General features: G+C 59.4%; 21 protein-coding genes and 2 tRNA genes. 15 read left to right on the forward strand and 8 right to left on the reverse strand.

All coding sequences use genetic code 11. The annotated features are described in order from the left end of the window. Positions 1-35 precede the first annotated feature (35 nt). Positions 36-1,319 carry an O-acetylhomoserine aminocarboxypropyltransferase gene (locus tag HF949_RS10650; protein WP_292894928.1) on the forward strand — a complete coding sequence of 428 codons (1,284 nt, stop codon included), beginning with the start codon at positions 36-38 and terminating at the stop codon, positions 1,317-1,319. 82 nt (positions 1,320-1,401) lie between these two features. Here the strand turns inward: HF949_RS10650 and HF949_RS10655 are convergent, their stop codons facing one another. Next, complete coding sequence (locus HF949_RS10655) at positions 1,402-2,652, reverse strand: cytochrome P450 (RefSeq protein WP_292894931.1); 1,251 nt, start codon at positions 2,650-2,652, stop codon at positions 1,402-1,404. 214 nt (positions 2,653-2,866) lie between these two features. Between HF949_RS10655 and HF949_RS10660 the strand changes: the two genes are divergently transcribed. The 4 genes from HF949_RS10660 to hupB all read left to right on the forward strand — a co-directional run bounded on the left by HF949_RS10660 (position 2,867) and on the right by hupB (position 8,379). Further along, positions 2,867-3,499, forward strand: coding sequence for an ATP-dependent Clp protease proteolytic subunit (locus tag HF949_RS10660; protein WP_292894934.1), 633 nt, complete (start codon positions 2,867-2,869; stop codon positions 3,497-3,499). A gap of 320 nt (positions 3,500-3,819) precedes the next feature. After that, complete coding sequence (clpX, locus tag HF949_RS10665) at positions 3,820-5,094, forward strand: ATP-dependent Clp protease ATP-binding subunit ClpX (protein WP_292894937.1); 1,275 nt, start codon at positions 3,820-3,822, stop codon at positions 5,092-5,094. 325 nt (positions 5,095-5,419) lie between these two features. Further along, positions 5,420-7,846, forward strand: coding sequence for an endopeptidase La (gene lon / locus HF949_RS10670; RefSeq protein WP_292894940.1), 2,427 nt, complete (start codon positions 5,420-5,422; stop codon positions 7,844-7,846). Between the two features lie 257 nt (positions 7,847-8,103). Continuing rightward, the gene (hupB, locus tag HF949_RS10675) at positions 8,104-8,379 is read left to right on the forward strand and encodes a DNA-binding protein HupB (protein ID WP_223020414.1); all 276 of its coding nucleotides are present in this window, start codon (positions 8,104-8,106) and stop codon (positions 8,377-8,379) included. 114 nt (positions 8,380-8,493) lie between these two features. Here hupB and HF949_RS10680 read toward each other — a convergent pair whose 3' ends face one another. Beyond that, entirely contained in the window at positions 8,494-8,964 is a 471-nt protein-coding gene (locus HF949_RS10680; RefSeq protein ID WP_292894946.1) for an acetyltransferase, read from the reverse strand. 90 nt (positions 8,965-9,054) lie between these two features. Beyond that, positions 9,055-9,130, reverse strand: a tRNA-Val gene (locus tag HF949_RS10685). Between the two features lie 184 nt (positions 9,131-9,314). Between HF949_RS10685 and HF949_RS10690 the strand changes: the two genes are divergently transcribed. Next, a tRNA-Asp gene (locus tag HF949_RS10690) sits at positions 9,315-9,391 on the forward strand. 201 nt (positions 9,392-9,592) lie between these two features. Here the strand turns inward: HF949_RS10690 and HF949_RS10695 are convergent. Further along, on the reverse strand, positions 9,593-9,751 hold the full coding sequence (locus tag HF949_RS10695) for a hypothetical protein (protein ID WP_292894949.1): 159 nt from the start codon (positions 9,749-9,751) through the stop codon (positions 9,593-9,595). A gap of 156 nt (positions 9,752-9,907) precedes the next feature. Here HF949_RS10695 and HF949_RS10700 point away from each other — a divergent pair, with 156 nt between their 5' ends. Then, on the forward strand, positions 9,908-11,347 hold the full coding sequence (locus HF949_RS10700; protein WP_292894952.1) for a GGDEF domain-containing protein: 1,440 nt from the start codon (positions 9,908-9,910) through the stop codon (positions 11,345-11,347). Between the two features lie 295 nt (positions 11,348-11,642). On the opposite strand, the gene HF949_RS10705 is transcribed toward HF949_RS10700, so the two are convergent. The 4 genes from HF949_RS10705 to HF949_RS10720 all read right to left on the reverse strand — a co-directional run bounded on the left by HF949_RS10705 (position 11,643) and on the right by HF949_RS10720 (position 15,920). Further along, the gene (locus HF949_RS10705; protein ID WP_292894955.1) at positions 11,643-11,882 is read right to left on the reverse strand and encodes a hypothetical protein; all 240 of its coding nucleotides are present in this window, start codon (positions 11,880-11,882) and stop codon (positions 11,643-11,645) included. 191 nt (positions 11,883-12,073) lie between these two features. Next, positions 12,074-13,837: a pilus assembly protein TadG-related protein gene (locus tag HF949_RS10710; protein WP_292894958.1), complete on the reverse strand. Its 1,764-nt coding sequence runs from the start codon at positions 13,835-13,837 to the stop codon at positions 12,074-12,076. Between the two features lies 1 nt (position 13,838). After that, positions 13,839-14,267, reverse strand: coding sequence for a TadE/TadG family type IV pilus assembly protein (locus HF949_RS10715; protein ID WP_292894961.1), 429 nt, complete (start codon positions 14,265-14,267; stop codon positions 13,839-13,841). Between the two features lie 453 nt (positions 14,268-14,720). Beyond that, positions 14,721-15,920 carry a winged helix-turn-helix domain-containing protein gene (locus HF949_RS10720; RefSeq protein WP_292894964.1) on the reverse strand — a complete coding sequence of 400 codons (1,200 nt, stop codon included), beginning with the start codon at positions 15,918-15,920 and terminating at the stop codon, positions 14,721-14,723. Positions 15,921-16,290: 370 nt separating this feature from the next. Between HF949_RS10720 and HF949_RS10725 the strand changes: the two genes are divergently transcribed. The 8 genes from HF949_RS10725 to nuoG all read left to right on the forward strand — a co-directional run bounded on the left by HF949_RS10725 (position 16,291) and on the right by nuoG (position 24,132). After that, positions 16,291-16,656 carry an NADH-quinone oxidoreductase subunit A gene (locus HF949_RS10725; RefSeq protein ID WP_007007904.1) on the forward strand — a complete coding sequence of 122 codons (366 nt, stop codon included), beginning with the start codon at positions 16,291-16,293 and terminating at the stop codon, positions 16,654-16,656. Beyond that, positions 16,647-17,222: a NuoB/complex I 20 kDa subunit family protein gene (locus HF949_RS10730; RefSeq protein WP_007007903.1), complete on the forward strand. Its 576-nt coding sequence runs from the start codon at positions 16,647-16,649 to the stop codon at positions 17,220-17,222. Before HF949_RS10725 ends, HF949_RS10730 begins: the two co-directional genes overlap by 10 nt. A gap of 8 nt (positions 17,223-17,230) precedes the next feature. Further along, the gene (locus HF949_RS10735; protein WP_292894971.1) at positions 17,231-17,833 is read left to right on the forward strand and encodes an NADH-quinone oxidoreductase subunit C; all 603 of its coding nucleotides are present in this window, start codon (positions 17,231-17,233) and stop codon (positions 17,831-17,833) included. Positions 17,834-17,878: 45 nt separating this feature from the next. Then, positions 17,879-18,247, forward strand: coding sequence for a four helix bundle protein (locus tag HF949_RS10740; protein ID WP_292894973.1), 369 nt, complete (start codon positions 17,879-17,881; stop codon positions 18,245-18,247). Positions 18,248-18,313: 66 nt separating this feature from the next. Then, a complete protein-coding gene (locus HF949_RS10745; RefSeq protein WP_292894975.1) occupies positions 18,314-19,504 on the forward strand; it encodes an NADH-quinone oxidoreductase subunit D in 1,191 nt (396 codons plus the stop codon). Next, positions 19,505-20,686: an NADH-quinone oxidoreductase subunit E gene (locus HF949_RS10750; RefSeq protein ID WP_292894978.1), complete on the forward strand. Its 1,182-nt coding sequence runs from the start codon at positions 19,505-19,507 to the stop codon at positions 20,684-20,686. Between the two features lie 11 nt (positions 20,687-20,697). Then, positions 20,698-22,002, forward strand: a complete 1,305-nt coding sequence (nuoF, locus tag HF949_RS10755; RefSeq protein ID WP_292894981.1) for an NADH-quinone oxidoreductase subunit NuoF — start codon at positions 20,698-20,700, stop codon at positions 22,000-22,002. Positions 22,003-22,050: 48 nt separating this feature from the next. Next, entirely contained in the window at positions 22,051-24,132 is a 2,082-nt protein-coding gene (gene nuoG, locus HF949_RS10760; RefSeq protein ID WP_292894984.1) for an NADH-quinone oxidoreductase subunit NuoG, read from the forward strand. Position 24,133: the final 1 nt, after the last annotated feature.

Below are 24,133 nucleotides of genomic sequence, written 5' to 3' on the forward strand. Positions count from 1 at the left end.
CCCGAACGAATATCTGTTTTTTTGGAGGAATAGTCATGAGTGAGCGTACGCCCGGTTTCGACACGCTGGCAGTGCATGCAGGGGCTCAGCCCGATCCGGCGACAGGCGCGCGCGCCACGCCGATCTACCAGACCACCTCCTATGTCTTCGACGATGCGGACCATGCCGCCTCTCTGTTTGGCCTCAAGGCCTTCGGCAATATCTACACCCGCATCATGAACCCGACGCAGGCTGTTCTCGAAGAGCGCGTCGCGGCTCTGGAAGGCGGCACGGCGGCGCTCGCCACGGCGTCGGGTCACGCAGCACAGCTCCTCACTTTCCACACGATCATGAAGCCCGGCGCGAACTTCATCGCTGCCAGGAAACTTTACGGCGGGTCGATCAACCAGTTCGGCCATGCTTTCAAGAACTTTGACTGGCATGTGCGCTGGGCCGATCCGGAAGACCTCGACAGTTTTGAAAGCCAGATCGATGACAATACGCAGGCGATCTTCGTCGAAAGCCTCGCAAATCCCGGCGGCACCTTCGTGGATCTGGAGAAGATCGGCAATGTCGCCCGCAAGCATGGCCTGCCGTTCATCGTCGACAACACCATGGCCTCACCCTATCTGTTGCGCCCCATTGAGCACGGCGCCGATGTTGTTTTGCACTCGCTGACCAAGTTCATGGGCGGCCACGGCAATTCCGTGGGCGGTGTTCTGGTCGACGGCGGTACGTTCGACTGGTCGAAGTCGGGTAAGTATCCAATGCTTTCCGAGCCGCGCCCCGAATATGGCGGCATGGTATTGCATGAGACCTTTGGCAACTTCGCGTTCGCGATTGCCGCCCGCGTCTTGGGACTGCGTGATTTCGGCCCGGCGATCTCGCCCTTCAACGCGTTCCAGATTCTGACCGGCATCGAGACGCTCGCCCTTCGCATGCAACGTCACAGCGACAATGCGCTCAAGGTCGCCGAGTGGTTGAAGGGCCACGACAAGGTGTCCTGGGTTTCCTATCCGGGCCTGCCCGATGATCCCAATCATGGCCTCATGAAGAAATACTCCCCCAAGGGCGCGGGTGCGGTCTTCACCTTTGGCCTGAAGGACGGCTTCGATGCGGGTGTGAAGGTGGTGGAGAGCGTGGAGCTATTCTCGCATCTGGCCAATATCGGCGACACGAAATCCCTGATCATTCATCCGGCGTCCACCACGCATCGCCAGCTTTCCGATGAGCAAAAGGCTGCAGCTGGTGCAGGCGTCGATGTGATACGCCTGTCGATCGGTATCGAGGATGTGGAAGACATCATCGCCGATCTGGAGCAGGCGCTGGCCCAGATCTGAACCAGATACGCTTGCTTGGCTTTTTATGCGGCGCGGGCTCTTTGGCCCGTGCCGTTTCCATTTCGCGCGAGACCGAGCCTCGTCAAGAGCCAGTATGCCAGCGGCAGTCCAGCCGCTCAAGCCCATGAAAATGATAGGTGTCGCCATAGGTCGGTGGCGCCTTCAGAGCGAGCGGGGGCAGGCGTTCGAACAGAACTTTCAATCCCACCTGCATTTCCAGTCGCGCCAGTGGCGCACCTATACAAAAATGGATGCCGGCACCGAACGAGACGTTTTTTTGATCTCCACGTCCAGGCCGGAAGTTGCGCGGATGATCGAAGGCGCGCGGGTCGCTATTGGCCGCACCCAGCATCAGCCCCAAGGTTTCGCCGGGCTTCAGGGTGAGGCCAGCCGTGACCTCAACGGTCTCGTAGGCGTAGCGTGTGAACATGTGCAGCGGCGGATCGTAGCGCAGGCATTCCTCGACCGTGGCCGCCGTCTCTGCCTCGGAGGCGAAGAAGCGGCGCGGGTCGCCGCCCTGCGCAAGAATGGTGGATATGGCATTGCCGAGCTGGTGCACGGTCGCTTCGTGTCCCGCATTCAGGAGCAGGATCGCAGACGAAGCTAGTTCATCTTCGGAAAGCTGCTCACCATCTTCTTTCGCGGAGATCAGAAGGCTTAGCAGATCATCGCCGGGAGAGGCACGCCGCTTCACGGCATAGGCACGGATGAAGGCGGAGAAGTCGCGTGCGGCCGCGTCGGCGCGGCGCTGGGTTTTCTCATCCGAGCCATGCATATACATGGCCACCATACGGTGCGACCACTCGACCAGTTGCGGCCCCATTTCGCCCGGAACGCCAAGCATTTCCGTGATGATGACCAGCGGTATGGGCGTTGCGTAGGTGGCAAGGAGCTCCGCCTCGCCATCCCGCTCGAAGCCGGTGATGAGTTCATGGCAAAGTGCTTCGACGCGCGGGCGCAGGCGCTCCACCTGACGCGAAACGAAGGCGCGGTTGACGAGTTTTCTGAGCCGCGTATGGACTGGCGGTTCCAGCTCCAGCATGGAGTTCGCCTCGACCGCGTCGAAATGGGCAAGATGCGTTCGGGACGCAGGGTCCGGCTTGCGCCCGTCGGGCTGCTGGCGCCCGAGGCGCCGGTCGCGCAGCGCGCGATTGACGCCGTCATGATCGATCAGGCACCAGAAGCCGTAATTTTCCCAGAAGAAGGCCGGTCCCTGCGCGTGGAGGAACGCGTAGGCGTCATAAGGATTGCAAACGAATTCCGGCTGGTGCGGGTCGAGCTGGACGGATTTTCGATCAGCGTCGAACTGGAGATAGGCAGGCTTGGAGTGCATGTTGCTGGCAATCCGGCTTCCAGGACAGACGATGCCATGTGGCACCAATCGCCATTCATAACGGGCGAATCGGCAGCAGACGAGCATCTTGATACGCGCTTGCTCTTGCGTCAGGGGAAGGGGGCATCCTATTTATCCCCTTGAACCAAACGATTCTGCCGCTTTTGCGCGCGCCGGATTTGCGGCGTGCGACTTCCAACCGAAAGGTATATTCATGCCGAATCCCGTCGATACCGCCATGAATCTGGTGCCCATGGTCGTCGAGCAGACGAACCGGGGTGAACGGGCTTACGACATCTTCTCGCGCCTTCTCAAAGAGCGCATCATCTTTATCACCGGCCCGATCGAGGATGGCATGGCCTCGCTCGTGTGTGCGCAGCTTCTTTTTCTTGAGGCCGACAATCCCAAGAAAGAGATCGCGCTCTACATCAATTCGCCGGGCGGTGTGGTGACCTCGGGCATGGCCATCTACGATACCATGCAGTTCATCCAGCCTCCGGTCTCCACCCTGTGTATCGGCCAGGCCGCGTCCATGGGATCGCTGCTTCTGTGCGCCGGTCACAAGGATATGCGTTTTGCCACGCCCAACGCACGCATCATGGTGCATCAGCCCTCCGGGGGTTTTCAGGGGCAGGCGTCCGATATCGAGCGCCACGCGCAGGACATCATCAAGCTGAAGCGTCGCCTGAACGAGGTCTATGTCCAGCATACCGGCCAGGACTACGAGACGATTGAAAAGACGCTCGACCGTGACCACTTCATGACCTCGGACGAGGCGCAGGAGTTCGGCCTGATCGACAAGGTGATCAGTTCGCGCGAAGCGGTCGAGAAAGCGCCCGGATCCTGAGGTCCGTTCAGGCATTCATTAACGCAGGGCCCGGCAAGGCGCCGGGTGAGGTGCGATTCGGTGCGCATTTGCGGCCGATTGCGTCAATTCTGTCACATTTTTGTGTTTGCAGCCGGTGTGTGAACGCCTACGTTAAACCTATATTGAGTTTCCAGAGCCAAGGTCTGGTCAGGGGCTCGGTATGGTTGCCGCGTTTTCGGATTTGTGGTTCGTTTCGAAGACAGAGCGTGGACCACCTGGAGGTTATCCCATCTTCAGGGTCCATGACCGCCCGGCAGGTACGGGGCGACATGCCGGTGGGTAGTGAAAGGACGTAAGACATGAGCAAGGCCAGCAACGGCAGCGGGGACTCCAAGAACACGCTGTACTGCTCCTTCTGCGGCAAGAGCCAGCACGAAGTCCGCAAACTGATTGCGGGACCGACTGTCTTCATCTGCGACGAGTGCGTCGAACTGTGCATGGACATCATCCGCGAGGAAAACAAATCCTCGATGGTGAAGTCGCGCGAGGGCGTGCCCACACCGCAGGAGATCATCGAAGTGCTTGACGATTATGTGATCGGCCAGGGCCACGCCAAGCGCGTGCTTTCCGTGGCGGTCCACAATCACTACAAGCGCCTTGCCCACGCATCCAAGAACGCTGATGTGGAGTTGGCCAAGTCGAATATCCTGCTGATTGGTCCGACGGGCTGCGGCAAGACATTGCTGGCGCAGACACTCGCCCGCATCATCGACGTGCCCTTCACCATGGCCGATGCGACGACGCTCACCGAAGCCGGCTATGTGGGCGAAGATGTCGAGAACATCATTCTCAAGCTGCTGCAGTCGGCCGATTACAATGTCGAGCGCGCGCAGCGTGGCATTGTCTATATCGATGAGATCGACAAGATTTCTCGCAAGTCCGACAATCCTTCGATCACGCGTGACGTGTCAGGCGAGGGCGTGCAGCAGGCATTGCTGAAGATCATGGAAGGCACGGTTGCTTCCGTTCCGCCCCAGGGCGGTCGCAAGCACCCCCAGCAGGAGTTCCTGCAGGTGGACACGGCCAACATACTCTTCATCTGCGGTGGCGCATTTGCTGGCCTTGACAGGATCATCTCCGACCGTGGCCGCAAGACATCCATCGGCTTTGGCGCGACGGTGGCCTCGCCGGAGGATCGTCGAACGGGCGAGCTTTTCCGCCAGGTGGAGCCGGAAGACCTTTTGAAATTCGGTCTTATCCCCGAATTCGTTGGACGTCTCCCGGTTTTGGCGACGCTTGAAGACCTGGACGAGGCTGCTCTCGTGCAGATCCTGAGCGAGCCCAAAAACGCTCTGGTCAAGCAGTATCAGCGCCTGTTCGACATGGAGAATGTGGAACTGACCTTCCATGAAAACGCGCTTGCTGCGATCGCTCGCAAGGCTATCGAGCGCAAGACGGGTGCACGCGGTCTGCGTTCTATCATGGAAGCGATTCTCCTCGACACCATGTTTGAGCTGCCCGCGCTGGAGGGGGTCCAGGAGGTCGTCATCTCCGACGAGGTTGTCGCCGGCAATGCCCGCCCGCTCTATATTTACGCAGAGCGCGAGCAGGAAAAGGGTAACGCCAGCGCCTGACGAAACGTCCGCGTCTGGAAGTTTGAGTGTTTGCGTCACCGGAGTCCTGCTTCGGTGACGTTCGCGTTTTTGCAGCGTCGTTGTACCCCAAAACCACCGAATCGGGACGGTCAGAGGTTGCAGGCTGTGTGTCCGGTCCATGCATCCTGCCTAGGCCCTTGATCTTCTCGGTTCATGTCTCCAACTAAGGGAGGAGTAATGGTGGGGTGGTTTCCACACGGACATCGCGCAAAGATGCGGTTGCTTCTGGTGGATAACGCTCTGGCCGGATAGACTGAAACCCGTGGCCGGCTCTCGAGCGGTCGCGGTTTGAAAAGGCTGAAACATGACTGATACCCCCAAGACCGCTGGTGGCACCGCATTTCCCGTATTGCCCCTGCGCGATATCGTGGTGTTCCCGCATATGATCGTCCCGCTCTTCGTCGGCCGCGACAAGTCGATCAAGGCGCTGGAAGAAGTGATGGGCGCCGAGCGTCAGATCCTGCTGGCAACGCAGATGAACGCTGCGGACGACGACCCGGATCCGAGTGGCATTTACGACGTCGGTACGCTTGCCAATGTGCTGCAGCTCCTGAAGTTGCCGGACGGAACGGTAAAGGTGCTGGTCGAGGGAACATCGCGTGCCCGCATTTCGCAGTTCACCGACCGTGAGGAGTTCCATGAAGCGACCGCGGATCTGCTCCCGGAGCCGGAAGAGGACCAGGTCGAGATCGAGGCGCTGGCGCGTTCGGTCGTTTCCGATTTTGAGAATTACGTAAAGCTCAACAAGAAGATCTCGCCCGAAGTGGTGGGGGCCGCGACCCAGATCGAGGATTACTCGAAGCTGGCCGATACGGTTGCCTCACATCTGGCGATCAAGATTCCCGAGAAGCAGGAAATGCTGGCCACGCTCTCCGTCCGCGAGCGGCTCGAAAAGGCCATGGGCTTCATGGAAGCCGAGATTTCCGTGCTGCAGGTGGAAAAGCGTATCCGTTCGCGCGTCAAGCGTCAGATGGAGAAGACCCAGCGCGAGTACTATCTGAATGAGCAGATGAAGGCCATCCAGAAGGAGCTCGGCGAGGGCGAGGACGGCCGCAACGAGGCTGCCGAACTGGAAGAGCGCATCAACAAGACCAAGCTCTCCAAGGAAGCGCGCGAGAAGGCCGAGGCCGAGCTGAAGAAGCTCAAGACCATGTCGCCCATGTCGGCCGAAGCCACGGTGGTTCGCAACTATCTCGACTGGCTGCTTTCCATACCGTGGAGGAAGCCAAGCAAAATCAAGAACGATCTCGAATTTGCCGAGAATGTGCTCGACACCGATCATTTCGGTCTTGAGAAAGTCAAGGAGCGCATCGTCGAGTACCTGGCAGTCCAGAGCCGTCAGAAGAAGCTCAAGGGGCCGATCCTGTGCCTCGTCGGCCCGCCCGGCGTCGGCAAGACATCGCTCGCCAAGTCCATCGCCAAGGCTACGGGACGTGAATATGTCCGCATGGCGCTCGGCGGTGTGCGTGATGAGGCTGAAATCCGCGGGCACCGTCGCACCTACATCGGCTCGATGCCCGGCAAGGTCGTCCAGTCGATGAAGAAGGCGAAAAAGTCCAACCCGCTCTTCCTGCTCGATGAGATCGACAAGATGGGCATGGATTTCCGTGGTGATCCCTCTTCGGCGCTGCTTGAGGTTCTCGATCCGGAGCAGAATTCGACTTTCATGGACCACTATCTCGAGGTGGAATACGACCTGTCGAGCGTGATGTTTGTCACCACGGCCAACACGCTGAACATTCCGCCAGCGCTGATGGACCGCATGGAGATCATCCGCATCGCCGGCTACACCGAAGACGAGAAGGTGGAGATCGCCAAGCGGCACCTCCTGCCCAAGGCCGTGCGTGAGCATGCTCTGGAGGCGCATGAGTTCTCCGTGACCGATGGCGCGCTCCAGCAGATCATCCGCACCTACACACGTGAGGCGGGTGTTCGCAATCTCGAGCGTGAACTGATGAAGCTCGCCCGCAAGGCGGTGACGGAAATCCTGCGCAACGCGAAGAAGGACGGCGGCAAGGACAAGGTCGAAGTGACCGAGGACAACCTGTCGGATTATCTGGGCGTGCAGCGTTATCGCTTCGGTCAGGCCGAGGGTGAGGACCAGGTTGGCGTCGTGACGGGTCTCGCCTGGACGGAAGTTGGCGGCGAGTTGCTCACCATTGAAGGCGTCATGATGCCCGGCAAGGGCAAGATGACCGTTACCGGCAATCTGCGCGACGTGATGAAGGAATCGATCTCCGCTGCGGCATCCTATGTCCGCTCGCGCGCCGTCGATTTCGGCATCGAGCCGCCGGTCTTCGACAAGAAGGACATCCACGTGCACGTGCCGGAAGGCGCTACCCCCAAGGATGGTCCGTCTGCGGGCGTTGCGATGGCCACATCCATCGTGTCCATCATGACCGGCATTCCGGTGCGCAAGGACATCGCCATGACCGGCGAGATCACACTGCGTGGCCGTGTGCTTCCAATCGGTGGCCTGAAGGAAAAGCTTCTTGCTGCCTTGCGCGGTGGGATCAAGAAGGTGCTCATTCCTGAAGAGAACGCCAAGGATCTGGCAGACATTCCCGAGAACGTGAAGAACGGCCTCGAGATTGTTCCCGTAAGCCGCGTCGGCGAGGTGCTGGAACATGCGCTTACCCGCATGCCCGAGCCGATCGAATGGGTGGAGCCCGTCGAGCCGGCCGGAAAGGTCGCTGCAGGCGGGACCGAAGGGCAAACAATCGCCCATTGATTCCGTTTCGCCGCACCGGTTGAGCAAAGGCCCGTAACCGGTGCGGTGCAAGGGATTGAGGCATTTCCACGCCGTATTTTCGGCAGAATCATCAGAAGCCGGGCATTTTGTCCGGCTTTTCTGTCGAAAACCGCAGAAAACGTGGGTTTTAGAGCGCCTGAAAGCATTTCTTGCTTGGTGGCGGCAATTGTTCTCCCTAGACTGCCTCGAGCCGAGTGAGTCGCATCACTTGGTCCTTATCAGGAAGGGGTAATTACATGAACAAGAACGAGCTCGTATCCGCAGTCGCAGAAGAGGCAGGCCTCTCCAAAGGCGACGCCCAGTCCGCGGTCGATGCGGTTTTCTCCGTGATCGAAGGCGAACTCAAAAAGGGTGGGGACGTGCGCCTCGTCGGCTTCGGCAACTTCTCCGTCTCGCGGCGTGAAGCCTCAACGGGCCGCAACCCGCAGACCGGTGCTACGGTTCAGATCCCGGCTCGCAACGTGCCGAAGTTCTCGGCCGGCAAGGGCCTCAAGGACGCGGTCAACAGCTGATCGCGCCCTCAAGGGAATGCAAGAAAAGCCGGGTTCCAGCCCGGCTTTTCTTTTGTCTCAAACACGAGAGCGACGCTGGCGTCATTCTCTGTCCGGCACCCTTGCGGAGGTGGCCTACCCCGCCTGTCTGGAGCGCGTCTTGCATGCCTCAAGGGACATATGAAGAAGCGGATAGGGGCGACCTGCGCCATCCCTCGGCGAGCGCGCCTTCACCTCGAAGCCCATCTTTCGATAGAAGCCAAGTGCCAGCTCATTCTGCTCGTTGACATCCAGGGTAATGTGTCTGCCGGCGACCTCGCGCGCATGTGCGATTAAGCGCGCACCAAGACCTGTGCCGCGCGAATCCGGATCCACGAACAGACTGTCAATATGCCCTTCGCAGAGTCCCATGAAGGCGAGGGGCGAATCCTCTTCATCGACTGCGACCCAAAGGTCCGCACCCGGAAGATAGGTTCCGGCCACGTCGGCCTCGATCGCGCGGAAGTCTGATTCAGAGAGGAAGTCATGCGTCGCGCGGACAGACCGCCGCCAGATCTCGATAAGGTCGACGAGGTCGTCTTTTCGGGATTTGCGAATCTCGGACACGCATCTACTCCAGGGGAGAGGGGGACAAGTCAGCGGCACGGCAACGCGCCGGGGCGAAGAAGTCGCAACATTCGCGGAATGAGGAGGGAATGGTGGGCGATGACAGGCTCGAACTGCCGACATCTTCGGTGTAAACGAAGCGCTCTACCAACTGAGCTAATCGCCCATTCCAAGCGGATCGTTTAGGGGGTTCGCGCTCGGATCGCAAGCAAAAAACGCCTTCTCCAACGCATATTGAACCAACATCAAGAAAGTTTCACAAACTGCAGATTGGCTGCTTGACACCACATCAAGAACCCCCTAATTCAGCGCTCATCGACGCGTTGATGCTTCGGCACAGCGCCTCAAGCGCGGGTGTAGCTCAGTTGGTTAGAGTGCCGGCCTGTCACGCCGGAGGTCGCGGGTTCGAGCCCCGTCACTCGCGCCACTTCCCATAAATCCGGAGAAGTGGCGCCGGGGGATAATTGCCCCAGAACATCCGTTTCCAGTTCCAGACTACCTTTGATATTGAGCCGCATGCGTATCGATTGCGCGGCAAGCGGTACGGCCGATACGGCTTGTCCGACCCGCCTGTTGCGGCAAGGCATGTGCCTGCCCGGCAGCCCCATCGGAACGGCCAGTGGCGCCGTCATCGGATCGTTGCTGTGCGGAATGGGTCCACGGCCTGTGGCTCGCCCGTTCGTTCCGCCACGTCCAGAAGATAGACGAACATGATCACGGCGGCGGCTGCCGGTGAAAGCAAAAGCGCAACGCGCAACAGACACGAGAACAGCTTTGTCAGGCTCATGACAATGAGTGTAATGATCGAACTTTAATGCTCTCTGCACGGAAGCGTTAACCATCGCTCATGAGGTGCCGAAAACTGCCGTTCGGCTGCTTCTCTTAACCTGAGAGATATCATTGGGCACTAAGCTGCTGCCTCAATGTGTGGGGGCCTTTAGCCGTGCTGACGAATATTGAAGCCCGCAAGGAAACGCGCAGAGGATCTGTCCTTGAGACCGTCCAGGCTGCATTTCTGCTCGGCGTGGTGATTTTCGGTACTTGCCTTTTTGGCATTTACACGCGCCCGCTCGATTTTCTGGCGAACGTCTGGCCCGCCAACGCCGTAATGCTCGGCCTGCTTCTGCGGTTTCCCAAAACCGCAACCCCGCTGGGTTGGCTGGGAGCGACGGCGGGCTTCATCGCTGCTGATCTGATGACCGGCTCGCCCCTGGACAAGGCGTTGATACTGACAGGTGCCAATCTCGCCGGTATCGGCGGGGCTTACACGGTTCTGCGAATGTATTCCCGCGAGGCGATCCAGCTTCAGACGCCGGAGTCTGTTCCGCAACTGATTTCTGCTATCGGGTTTGGGGCGTGCCTGGCCGGCTTTGTGGGGGCGGTCGCCAATCCTGTGCTGTTTGGCGGCAGTGCTGTTGGGGGGTGGAGCTTCTGGTTCGTCACCGAATTTGCGAACTATGTCGCCATCCTCCCGGTCATTCTGACCGCTCGCCTGTTTTCATTCCCGCGCGGTGTGTCGACGAAGCGGCTGGCCTATCTCGGCCTACCGGTACTTTCTCTGGTTCTCAGTTGTTTTGCCAGTTTCCAGATTGGTGGTCCCGGCGCCGTCGCATTTCCCGTGCCGGCCCTCCTGTGGGCCGCGATTGTCTATCCGCGCTTCGTGACAGTCCTTTTGACATCGGTGTTCAGCTTTTGGAGCCTGATCGCGCTCTCGACCAATCTGTTCGACCGCGTGGTTGGTGTGTCGGAGGAAGGAGCGCTTGTATCGATGCGGCTCGGTGTCAGTCTGATCACCCTGGCGCCTTTGATGCTCGCCAGCGCTATGGCAAAGCAAAAAGATCTGATTGCACAATTATCCCATCTCGCGCGCCACGATCCCCTGTCCAGCCTCCTCAATCGGCGCTCGTTCGGCGAAGAGGCGCAGAAGCTTGCCCGGTACTGCGCCAAACAATGCCATCCATATTCGGCGCTGATGCTGGATATCGATCACTTCAAGTCGATCAACGACCGTTTCGGCCACGCAACCGGTGACCAGGTAATTTCGATCGCGGCGGCAAAGATCTCGGCGTGCCTGCGCTCTGGCGATATTATCGGCCGGGTAGGGGGCGAGGAATTTGCCATCCTTCTACCCAAATGTACTCGTGAACAGGCGCTTGAAGTTGCTGAGCGGATACGACGCGCTTTTGCGCAGGGGCATGTGACGCCAGACGGCGGGATCCCCATCAGTGTAACCGTGAGCGTTGGATTGGCGTCGTCGGACGATGGTTCGGCTGATGTCGAAACTCTTATGGAAGAGGCCGACAAGGCACTTTATCGCGCCAAACATCTGGGGCGCAACCGTTCCGAGATACATGATCAGGAGCCAGGCTGGAGGTCCGCGTAAATCTTGTCCCTGGCCTGATCGTACAGGCGCAGCCGACGGATAGTGACGACTTTCCTCACAGAAGCTCTTGCATTGCATGCCACGCAACACCATCTCCTGGCGAGCGGTGGTTGAACCGGCGTGGGACGTCCTGCAAGATATGTGGTGAGGTTCCCCGGAAGATCACTGTATTCGATCCGAACGACCCCGTGGTGACCGTGAAGGTACCGGCACCCGGTGGCTCTCAGGAACGAAGGAAGCGGGCCGGGGCCCGCTTTTTTGCTTTTCAAAGCACGTCAGATCATGCAGGCGGAGGCTACAGGCCGAGCAGGGCCTTTGCTTCCTCAAGGCTCGACATGGATGCGTCGTGATCGCCGGCCTTGTGCTGTTCCTCGCCCATTGTCCGCAGTTCCTTGACACGAGCCGTATCGCTCTCTGACAGCGAGGCTGTCTGCATCGCCTGATCGATTTCGCTCATCAGGCTGGGGCATGCATGCGCAAAAGCCGCTGCCGGCCATAGGCCGATCAGCGCAGCAAGAAGTGCATAGGGTTTCATGATATCCTCCATGTCGCCACACGCTTGAAGCTTCAAGTGCGGCGAGACCAGCGATCTTACACCCATTCTGCTCCTGGTACCAATCGGAGATGTGATTGCTGCTGTGGGTGCCGGGCGACCCGTGCATAGGGAGAAAAAAAAGCCCCGCAATCTGGATCGCGGGGCAGGCGGCAACTCATTGTGCCTGGGAGCTACTGCACGAGCACCGGGCGTTTGCAGCTGACGCCGGTGACCCTTACATCGGCTTCGCCGATCTTCACACCAGCCAGCGCAAGCACATTGTAAAGGAGTTCGTCGATCGGTTCCGAGAGGCTTGAGAGGAGCGCCTTGACGGTGCCCTTCACAAGCGTGGTGTTGAGGAGCGTTCCGCCGAGAAGCGACCCGCCCAGAACTTCTACGTCGAGATGGAGGTTTTCGAGCAGTGAACTGGTTGTCGAGCCCAGAATGTCCCGTGTTGATACGCTCCTGATGCGTCCTTGCCGGATATCCGAACTTGAGAAGCGCAGCCGTGTCGGTTGCATGTTCTGCGTTTCAACATGCGCCTTGCCGTTGACCGATACGCTCAAGATGCCTCCAACGTCGATCATCCTGGCGGGACTGACCCGAGCCTGATCCGAAAATGTCGACAAAGTACGGTCATCAACTTCACCGAGCGCGATCTCCAACACTCCCGGCATCGCGTCAACAGAGACACTGCCTTTATTTGGCTGCGAGGGGCTGCATTGGATATCGGCGATGCGTGCCTCGGCATGCGCCACTTCCACATAGAGCGGAATCCGTAGCTTCGTTTTCAGGACCACCAGGTCGATACCGACTTCAAACGAGACCTTCAGGCGCGTTTGTGCCGTTCGTACGGCTGTGCCGATGGGCGCCAGCGCATGGCTGGGCGTTCCGGCGGGTGGTTCACCGATTGCAAGCTTGACCGAAAGATTGGTGAGCGGAGAGAGATTTAAGCCGGCATCGACTGCAACCTGATTGTCACCATTGGCAAGTGCGGCAGCCATGGTAATCATTTCAAGCGCTGCAATCCTCATCTCCCAGGGAGCAGTGGTGGCTATGCTCAGCGCGCCAATTGCATCGAGGTTCAGAAGCTGCTCCAGCCTGATGGTATTGCTGTTCTTCGCGGTTGCCGTCTCGAGTGTCCTGAGGACACTCTGAACCGTTGGCGGCACGCCGCTCGTCAAGCGCATGGTTGACAGCAATTCAGGCAGGGTAAGGTCGGTTTCGAGTATCTGGCTGTATGTCAGGCCGGTCAGATCCAGGCGTGTTGCCAGAGACTGCATGAAGGAAAGGATATCGATGTCGGCGTCGAGCAATCCCTCATAGTCCATCGCTTTCAGCGAGATCGTCGTGCCGAGCAGACCGCCAAGCAGGCCGTTCAATAGACCTTCGTTGAGGCTTGCAAGACGGGATCCGACCGAGAAACCCGCGAGCTTTTCTGCTGATGCGGTACCGACCGCAGACAATTCCGGCGGGTCGGCGAATATCGCACCGAAATACAGGTCACCGCGTTTTCTGATCGTCACCCTTGCGGCGTCAGGCGACGTTTCCATCTCCACAAAGCGTAGACTGGTGGCAATGGAGGGGTCGGGATAGTAGCGTCCGCGCACCAGGCGCGCGATGCCGTGTTTTTCCTGCTCTATATACTCATCGGCGGACAGGTAGCGACCATCGAGCAGAAGTCCCTCGTCGGTCTCGAGAGCGATCTCCTGGTTATTGAGAGAGAAAAACTGGGCGACGGCTTTCTCAGCCCTGGCTATATCAGCAGCTGCAACGATCGAAGCGAGGTCGGCTGTCTTCTGAAGCTTGCGGTCTTGCAGGGTGAGATTACCATAGTCCACCCCCAGTGCCACACAGCCAATCATGATGGGGACAAACAGGGCGAACAGTGTTGCGACATTTCCGCGGCGATCGTTGGCGAACCTGCTGATGTGTGAAAAGCGGGTTCTGGGCATGTCACAGCCCTCCTAACCGGATCGTCGAGTACCCCACAATTTCCTTGTCGGGCATCACGTAGGAATAGAGCGACCAGATCGGCAGGTCGCTGGCATCGTATTTGACGGAAACGGTAAACTGGTTGGGGTTACCGGCATCGTCCGCGACCTGGATGTCGAACTTTTTCGTGTCGATGAATGGATGATCGGTCATCGACCGTTGGATGAAATCACGCGCCAGCGTTTGCCTCTCCATCTGAGAGAGCCCCGCGACTGCAACACGGGCGGCATCAGCGCTGACCTGCTGTACGGAATGAGCGGCGCTTAGATAGATCCCGTAAGCAATCATCGAAAAAACGGTGAGAAAGAACACCGGCGCAATAATGGCGAATTCAAGCGCTGCTGTGCCGTCTGATCGGTGGAAAAATTTTACGAAATATCTTTTGTCCATTTCCAGTACTCCCAAGCCCGAGAACAGGATTGATGAGCAGAAATAAACAAAGATTAAACACGAGATCCTTGTTTTATTACTAGAGATTGTACCTGCCAGGTTGTGGATTTTTTAAAAGCAACCGCTGAGTTGTGCGGACATTTTTTCTTCAAGGCAACTCTGGGTTACACAATTTTGATTTGTATTTTTGTACTATTTCGAAAAGTTCGGGTTTTGTGGGATTCTTTTGAGTGCGCCTGGATCGGGAATATCACCTTGAGATTGCAAAATTCAGATAGCAGTTTCGCGCAAGCAGTTTCGATCTGACAAAAAGAAGACATCATTCTCAAAAAGCAGAGGTTGTAAAAAAAATCGAAAAGTTTTGTAAATGTGAGAGTAAATCCCGAAATGGTTGCAAAAAGCACCAGGGAGGCGGAAGGATTGGTGGTTGACGATGGGTCAAGCGCCGCATCCTCATTTGATAGGACCCAATTGCTGCGCCAGGTTTCCGCGAGGCATGACGAGAACCGAATCCAGGTCGAGCCAATGCGCGAGACGCTCAAGCTCCCGGCGCAGCGCTTCCGCCGTGTGGGCGGGGGCCTTGGGCTCTGCATGGCTCGACTGAACGAGCAGAACCCGTTCTTTCCGATCCGCCTTGAGATCCACACGCGCCGCGATGCGATCCCCCAGAAGAAAAGGCAGAACGTAATAGCCATGCTCGCGCCTGTGAGCGGGAGTATAGATTTCGATCCGATAGCGAAAGCCGAAGATGCGTTCGGCCCGGTCGCGCTCCCAGACGACTGGATCGAAGGGTGCGAGCAGCGCGGCCCGATCGATGCGCCGCGGCAGCTGCGCGTCCTTGTGAAGGTATGCAGCGTGGCGCCAGCCGCGGATCTCCACGGGATACAAGACACCATCCTCGACGAGCTCGGCGACACGCGCCTTGGATACATCGGGTTTCAGTCGAAAATAGTCCCTGATGTCCGGCTCGCTGGCAACGCCGAGCGCGCGCGCCGCTATGTTGACCAGAGCACGCTGTGCGTCATCTTCTCGTGGAGTGGGGGCATCGAAAACATCGCGCGGCAACACACGCTCGGGGAGATCGTAGAGACGCTCAAAGCTTGGTCGGCGGGAATGGGTGGTGATACGACCGCACCAGAAAAGCCACTCGAGCGCTTTTTTGGTTTCGCTCCAGCCCCACCAGCCGCCGCTTCCGCTTTCCCCATCAAGTTCGGAAGCAGCCAGCGGTCCTCGGCTCTCCACCTCTTTGTATAGACGTTCGACGAGCTCTCTTTTCTCGCGAGCGAAATGGACGAGCCCCTTGTAGACGCCTTCACCGCGCCGCGCGCGCTCCATTCGCCAGCGCAGAAAGGGCTGAAGTTCAACCGGCAGGAGCGAGGCCTCATGGGCCCAGTATTCAAACAGCATGCGCGGTTTTTTCGCGTGGGCTCTCTGCAGAACCTCCACCGGATAGGGTCCCAGACGTGCATAAAGCGGCATGAGGTGTGCGCGGGCTACCACATTGACCGAGTCGATCTGTAGCAAACCGGTGCGGGCCAGCGTACGCCGAATATGATGACGGGTAATGGGCCCCCGGGGGCGTGATGTGGAAAATCCCTGGGCGCCGAGGGCAATTCGCCGCACCTCTGCCGGTGTGAGTCGCTCTCTTCGCATATGCCTGCGTTCTTCCCCGCCATTCGCTTTGTAACAGACCTAACCAGTCGGCCAGGCGGATGCCACCCGATTGTTCCAAAGCAGCGGAGTCTCCTGACAGAAAGGAGAGGGCGCTTTACAGGCGGATTTTGTGCGTTATCTGCGCTGTGGCGGAACGCCGGAAGGGGCGCTGTTTGTGAACAACGGCGGATATGCGTGCGACAATGCCGCAATCTGGCCAAGGTTTGACTTGCGTCGCCAAGCGCCCTGCGCTAACCCTCGCCGCGTTGCAACATGAGCCTAGCCTTGCTGCCTTGGCCGTAGGCGCAAAATCCCGGTCTCGGGCCTCGATACGCAGCCTCGCCCGCGGCGGGCAACGGAAAGTCGGACCATGAATGAGCTTCTGAGTTCATACCTACCTATCGTTATTTTCATCGGCGTTGCGCTTGTCGTCGCTCTTGCGCTGGTGGTTGCGCCATTCCTGGTGGCCTATCGCAATCCGGATCCTGAGAAGCTGTCGGCCTATGAATGCGGTTTCAACGCGTTTGATGATGCCCGCATGAAGTTTGACGTGCGTTTCTATCTGGTGGCGATTCTGTTCATCATCTTTGATCTGGAAGTGGCCTTCCTCTTCCCGTGGGCGGTGGCGTTCGGAGATATCGGCTGGCTCGGCTTCTGGTCGATGATGGTGTTCCTCGGAATTCTCACCATCGGCTTCATTTACGAATGGAAGAAGGGAGCGCTGGAATGGGACTGAACAACGACACGCTTGTAGCGCCCCGGCCCAAGGGATTGATCGATCCGAACACCGGCAACCCGGTCGGTTCGGATGATCCTTTCTACACAGGCATCAACAACGAACTCTCCGACAAGGGCTTTCTCGTCACCTCGTCCGAGGCTCTCATCACTTGGGCGCGCACCGGATCGCTCATGTGGATGACCTTCGGTCTGGCATGCTGCGCCGTGGAGATGATGCACATCTCCATGCCGCGCTACGATGCAGAGCGTTTTGGCATCGCGCCGCGTGCGTCACCGCGCCAGTCCGACGTGATGATCGTCGCGGGAACGCTGACCAACAAGATGGCGCCGGCGCTGCGCAAGGTCTATGACCAGATGCCCGAGCCGCGCTACGTCATCTCCATGGGCTCGTGTGCCAATGGCGGCGGTTATTATCACTATTCCTATTCGGTGGTGCGCGGCTGCGATCGCGTCGTGCCTGTCGATATCTATGTGCCCGGCTGCCCGCCCACGGCGGAAGCGCTGCTTTACGGCATTCTTCTTCTGCAGAAGAAGATCCGTCGCACCGGCACGATCGAACGTTAGAGGCGGATATGAGCGAAGCGCTGAAGGACCTGGCGGCCTACGTCACGGAAAAACTCGACGCGCAGATTCAGGATGCGGTCGTTGCCTATGGCGAACTGACCTTCCTGGTCGAGCCGGGCGACATCGTGGATGTGCTCAATTTTCTGAAGAACGATGTGCAATGCCAGTTCTTCGCTTTCATCGACATTTCGGGAGCGGACTACCCCTCGCGGCAAAAGCGTTTCGAGGTGGTGTACCATCTTCTGTCGCCGCGCCAGAACCAGCGCGTCCGGGTAAAGCTGTCGACGGATGAGGACACACCCGTGCCTTCGGCCATCGAAGTGTTTCCCGCGGCTAATTGGTTCGAGCGCGAAATCTATGACATGTACGGTGTCCTTTTCACAGGCCACCCGGATCTGCGGCGCATCCTCACCGACTACGGTTTCGAGGGCCACCCGCTGCGCAAGGACTTCCCTCTGACCGGCTTTGTCGAGGTTCGCTACGACGACAATCTGAAGCGTGTCGTCTACGAACCCGTCGAGCTGCGGCAGGAATTCCGCAATTTCGATTTCCTTTCGCCATGGGAGGGGACGGATTACGTTCTGCCCGGCGATGAGAAGGCGAAAGAGTGAAGGAAAGCGAATAGGGAGTAGCGAATAGCGAATAGAGAGGCTCGGTTGACGATCAACTCGTACAGGGACCTTCTGATATGGAAAGCAGCGATGGATTTGGCTACGGACTGCTATCGTGCAACCAGCGACTTTCCAAAATCAGAGATTTACGGCCTTACGAGCCAGATCAGACGGTCAGCCGGTTCGGTGCCGGCGAACATTGCTGAAGGGCATGGGCGTGAACTTACCGGAGCTTTCATTCAGTTTCTGCGTGTCGCGCAGGGTTCGCTCAAGGAATTAGAGACGCATCTGATGTTGGCGTCGCGCTTGAATATGTTGGAAGAAGGCAGGCTGCAGGAATTGCTCCAGGCGGCTGAAGAGATTGGAAAGATGATCAGATCAATGATCCGGCGACTACAGGAAAAATCGGCATGACGGGATCGCTTTCTATTCGCTATTCGCTATTCGCTATTCGCTCTGGCCGCGAAGGGGCCATGCGTCATGACTGAACACTCCGTCCGCAACTTCAACATCAACTTCGGCCCGCAGCATCCGGCGGCTCACGGGGTTTTGCGCCTCGTTTTGGAGCTGGACGGTGAGGTGGTCGAGCGTGTCGATCCGCATATCGGGCTTCTGCATCGCGGCACCGAAAAGCTGATCGAGCACAAGACCTATCTGCAGGCCGTGCCTTATTTCGACCGGCTCGACTATGTCGCGCCCATGAACCAGGAACACGCCTTTGCGCTGGCCGTGGAGCGTCTGATCGGCATTGACGTTCCGATCCGCGGTCAGCTTATCCGCGTGCTCTTCTCCGAGATCGGCCGCATTCTGAACCACCTCCTCAACATCACCACGCAGGCGATGGATGTCGGCGCGCTCACCCCGCCACTCTGGGGCTTTGAAGAGCGCGAAAAGCTGATGGTGTTTTATGAGCGGGCGTGCGGCGCGCGCATGCACGCGGCCTATTTCCGCCCCGGCGGTGTGCATCAGGACATTCCCGACCGGCTCGTCGAGGACATCGGCAACTGGATCGATCCGTTCCACAAGACGGTGGACGATCTCGACAGTCTTTTGACCGGAAACCGCATCTTCAAGCAGCGCAATGTCGACATCGGCGTCGTGACGCTGGAGGACGCATGGGCCTGGGGTTTCTCGGGCGTCATGGTGCGCGGTTCGGGTGCTGCATGGGATTTGCGCAAGAGCCAGCCCTATGAATGCTACCCGGAGATGGATTTCGACATCCCGGTCGGAAAGAATGGCGACTGTTATGACCGCTATCTCATCCGCATGGAAGAGATGCGCCAGTCGGCGAAGATCATGCGCCAGTGCGTTGATCGGCTGCTGGGCAAGGAGCGTGTCGGCCCTGTCTCCAACACCGACGGCAAGATCGTCCCGCCCAAGCGCGGCGAGATGAAGCGGTCGATGGAAGCGCTGATCCATCACTTCAAGCTCTACACCGAAGGCTACCACGTTCCCGAAGGCGAGGTGTATGCCTGCGTGGAAGCGCCCAAGGGCGAGTTCGGCGTCTATCTGGTCTCCGACGGGACCAACAAGCCCTATCGCTGCAAGCTGCGCGCCCCGGGCTTTGCTCATCTCCAGGCCATGGATTTCCTGTGTCGCGGCCATCTTCTGGCCGACGTCGCCGCCGTGCTTGGCTCCCTCGACATCGTGTTTGGTGAGGTAGACAGATAAATGTCAGTCCGCCGTCTCGCAGACGAAGCCGTCCAGCCGCAGAGCTTCGCTTTTTCCCGTGCCATGAACGGGGAGGTGAAGCGCTGGCTGGGCAAATATCCGAAAGACCGCAAGCAGTCGGCGGTGATCCCGCTTCTGATGCTGGCGCAGGAGCAGGAAGGCTGGGTCACGCGCGCGGCCATCGAGCATGTGGCAGAAATGCTGGACATGCCGCTTATCCGCGTTCTGGAAGTGGCGACCTTCTACACCCAGTTCCAGCTCGCGCCCGTCGGCACCCGCGCCCACATTCAGGTGTGTGGCACCACACCCTGCATGCTGCGTGGCTCCGGCGAACTGATCGAACTGTGCAAGAAGAAGATCAATCCGGAACCCTTCCACCCCAATGCCGACGGCACGCTGTCGTGGGAAGAGGTGGAGTGTCAGGGCGCCTGCGTGAACGCGCCGATGGTCATGATCTTCAAGGACACCTATGAAGACTTGACGCCCGAGCGCCTCGAAGAAATCATCGATGCATTCGAGGCCGGCAAGGGCGACACGATCAAGCCCGGTCCGCAGATCGACCGCATCTATTCGGCACCGGCGAGCGGCCTGACGGCGCTGACCGACGAAAAGGCCGTTACGGGCAAGACGAAGGCGAAGGCCGGCAGCCGGAAAAAGGCTTCCGCAGGCACCGAGGTGCCGCCGTCTCGCGCGGCCAAACCCGACACGTCTGCCACCGAAACCGATCCGGCGATCAAGTCGCCGTCACCGGTCAAGGCGGACAATGGCAAGACATCGGCAGCCGCCGCTGTTTCTGCCAAGGCTGCTCCGAAGAAAAAGCCTGGCACCTCGCCCAAATCCGCCACCGCGCCCAAAGCGTCTGCGGCCGCAAAACCGGCAAAACCGGCCAAGCCCGCGCTTGAAGACAAGAACCGTCCGGCCGGCATCGCCCGTCCGGCAGAACCTGACGACCTCAAGATGATTTCCGGCATTGGCCCGAAGATCGAGGGCATTCTGCACGATCTCGGCATATTCACCTTCGAGCAGGTTTCGAAGTGGAAGAAGGCCGAGCGCGAATGGGTCGATGGTTATCTGAGCTTTCATGGCCGCATCGAGCGCGAGGACTGGGTCAAACAGGCCAAGGCGCTCGCCAAGGGCGGCGAAGCCGAATACATCAAAGTTTTCGGCAAGAAGCCGAGGTGAGGGACTGAGTCATGCTCCAGGATAAAGACCGCATCTTCACCAATATCTACGGCCAGTTCGACCGTTCCCTGAAGGGCGCGCAGTCGCGCGGTCTGTGGGACAACACGAAGGGCCTGATCGACAAGGGCCGCGACTGGATCATCAACGAGATGAAGGCGTCGGGCCTGCGCGGGCGCGGCGGCGCCGGCTTCCCGACCGGTCTCAAATGGTCGTTCATGCCGAAAGAGCCGGGCGACCGCCCGCATTATCTCGTCGTCAATGCCGACGAATCGGAGCCCGGCACCTGCAAAGACCGCGATATCATGCGCCACGACCCGCACACGCTGGTCGAGGGATGCCTGATCGCCGGCTTCGCCATGGGCGCGCACACCGCCTATATCTACGTGCGCGGCGAGTTCATCCGCGAGCGCGAGGCGCTCGAGCGTGCGATTGCCGAGTGTTACGAGGCGGGCCTTCTCGGCAAAAACAACAAATGCGGCTGGGACATGGACGTTTTCGTCCATCACGGCGCCGGCGCTTATATCTGCGGTGAGGAAACGGCACTTCTCGAAAGCCTTGAAGGCAAGAAGGGCCAGCCTCGCCTGAAGCCGCCATTCCCCGCGAATGTCGGCCTCTATGGTTGCCCGACCACCGTGAACAACGTCGAATCCATCGCCGTTGCGCCAACCATTCTTCGCCGGGGCGCATCATGGTTCTCCTCCTTCGGGCGCGAGAACAACAAGGGCACGAAGCTTTTTTGCATCTCCGGCCACGTGGAAAACCCGTGCACGGTGGAAGAGGAGATGTCGATCCCGTTCCGCGAGCTGATCGAGCGCCATTGCGGCGGCGTCCGTGGCGGCTGGGACAATCTTCTGGCGGTCATTCCGGGCGGCTCTTCGGTGCCATTGGTGCCGGCCAGTGAGATCATCGATACGCCGATGGACTTCGACAGCCTGCGCGATCTGAAGTCCGGTCTCGGCACCGCCGCCGTGATCGTGATGGACAAGTCCACCGACATCGTGAAGGCGATTGCGCGGCTCTCCTACTTCTATAAGCACGAGAGCTGCGGCCAGTGCACGCCATGCCGCGAAGGCACCGGCTGGATGTGGCGCGTGATGGAGCGTCTGGTGGTTGGTCAGGCTCAGAAGCACGAAATCGACATGCTGCTCGATGTGACGAAACAGGTGGAAGGCCACACGATCTGTGCCTTGGGTGATGCGGCTGCGTGGCCCATCCAGGGCTTGGTGCGTCATTTCCGCCCGGAAATCGAGCGGCGCATCGACGAGTTCACCCGCAATGCGCATCAGGCCCGGCCGGCGCTGGTGGCGGCGGAATAAAAGTGAAGGTTTGCTCCGGAAGGGGCGAGAGGTAAGCGGACAGCGACCATGGCAAAATTGAAAGTCGACGGCACGGAGATCGAGGTACCCGATCACTACACGCTGCTGCAGGCCGCCGAGGAGGCGGGCGCGGAGGTGCCGCGCTTCTGTTTCCATGAGCGTCTGTCGATCGCAGGCAATTGCCGCATGTGTCTGGTGGAAGTGAAGGGCGGACCGCCCAAACCGGCCGCCTCCTGCGCCATGGGCGTGCGCGATCTGCGTCCCGGACCCAATGGCGAGGCACCGGAAATCTTCACCAACACGCCGATGGTCAAGAAGGCCCGCGAAGGCGTGATGGAGTTCCTGCTCATCAACCATCCGCTCGACTGCCCGATCTGCGATCAGGGCGGCGAATGCGACCTGCAGGATCAGGCCATGGCCTTCGGCGTGGATTCGTCCCGCTACAGGGAAAACAAGCGCGCCGTCGAAGACAAATATATCGGCCCGCTCGTCAAGACGATCATGACCCGCTGCATCCACTGCACGCGCTGCGTCCGCTTCACCACCGAGGTGGCGGGCATCTCCGAGCTTGGCCTGATCGGCCGTGGCGAGGATGCCGAGATCACCACCTATCTCGAAGAGGCGATGACGTCCGAGCTTCAGGGCAATGTGATCGACCTGTGCCCGGTCGGCGCGCTGACCTCGCGCCCCTATGCGTTCCAGGCACGTCCGTGGGAGCTCAGCAAGACCCAGTCCATCGACGTGATGGATGCGGTTGGTTCGGCTATCCGCGTCGATACGCGTGGACGCGAAGTCATGCGCATCCTGCCGCGCATCAACGAGGCGGTGAACGAGGAATGGATTTCCGACAAATCCCGCTTCGTCTGGGATGGCCTCAGAACCCAGCGTCTCGACCGCCCTTATGTGCGCAAGGGCAAGCGGCTGCAGCCGGCCACCTGGCCCGAGGCGTTCGATGCCATCGCCAAGGCCGTATCGAAGGCCCAGCCGGAAAAGATCGGCGCGATTGCCGGCGATCTGGCCGCCGTCGAGGAAATGTACGCGCTGAAATCGCTGATGCAGTCGCTGGGTTCGGCGAATTATGATTGCCGTCAGGACGGTGCCGCACTCGACCCGGCGCTTGGCCGTGCGGGCTACATTTTCAACCCGACCATCGAGGGCATCGAGGACGCCGACGCGCTTTTGATCATCGGCGCCAATCCGCGCTTCGAGGCGTCGGTTCTCAACGCCCGCATCCGCAAGCGCTGGCGCATGGGCGATTTCCCCATCGGCGTGATCGGCGAGATGGGCGATCTGCGCTACGATTACGATATGCTCGGCACCGGTGCCGAGACGCTCAAGGAACTTGCCGAAGGCAAGGGCAAATTCGCTTCGGTTTTGAAGAAGGCCAAGCGGCCGATGATCATCGTGGGGCAGGGCGCGCTTGCCCGCTCCGATGGTGCGGCGATCCTTGGCCTTGCGGCAAAGCTGGCCGGCTCGGTCAAGGCAGTGTCTGCCGAATGGAACGGTTTTGCCGTGCTGCATACGGCGGCGTCCCGCGTCGGCGGTCTCGATCTCGGCTTCGTGCCAGGGAAGGGCGGCAAGGATATGAAGGGCATGATGGGCGCGATGGATGTGCTCTTCCTGCTCGGTGCCGACGAGATCGACATGAACGCGATCGGTGGGGCTTTCACCGTCTATATCGGCACCCATGGCGATGCCGGTGCGCATCGCGCCGATGTCATCCTGCCGGCTGCGACCTATACGGAGAAGTCCGGCACCTATGTGAACACCGAGGGGCGGGTGCAGATGACCAACCGCGCCGGTTTCGCGCCGGGCGAAGCCAAGGAAGACTGGGCGATCCTGCGGGCATTGTCCGATGTGCTCGGCCACAGGCTGCCGTTCGATTCGCTGGCCGCCCTGCGCGCAGCCCTTTATGCTGAATTCCCGCATTTCGCGGCCATCGACACGGTTACGCCTGCCGATGCAGGCGATGTCGAAAAGCTTGCGAAGCTTGGCGGGCGGCTTACCAAGGCACCCTTCACCTCGCCGGTGAAGGATTTCTATCTCACCAACCCGATCGCCCGTGCCTCGGCCGTGATGGCCGAATGTTCGGCGCTGGCGCGCGGCGACGTAAAACAGGCGGCCGAGTAGA

Source organism: Nitratireductor sp. (assembly GCF_017794765.1).
Classification (GTDB): domain Bacteria; phylum Pseudomonadota; class Alphaproteobacteria; order Rhizobiales; family Rhizobiaceae; genus Nitratireductor.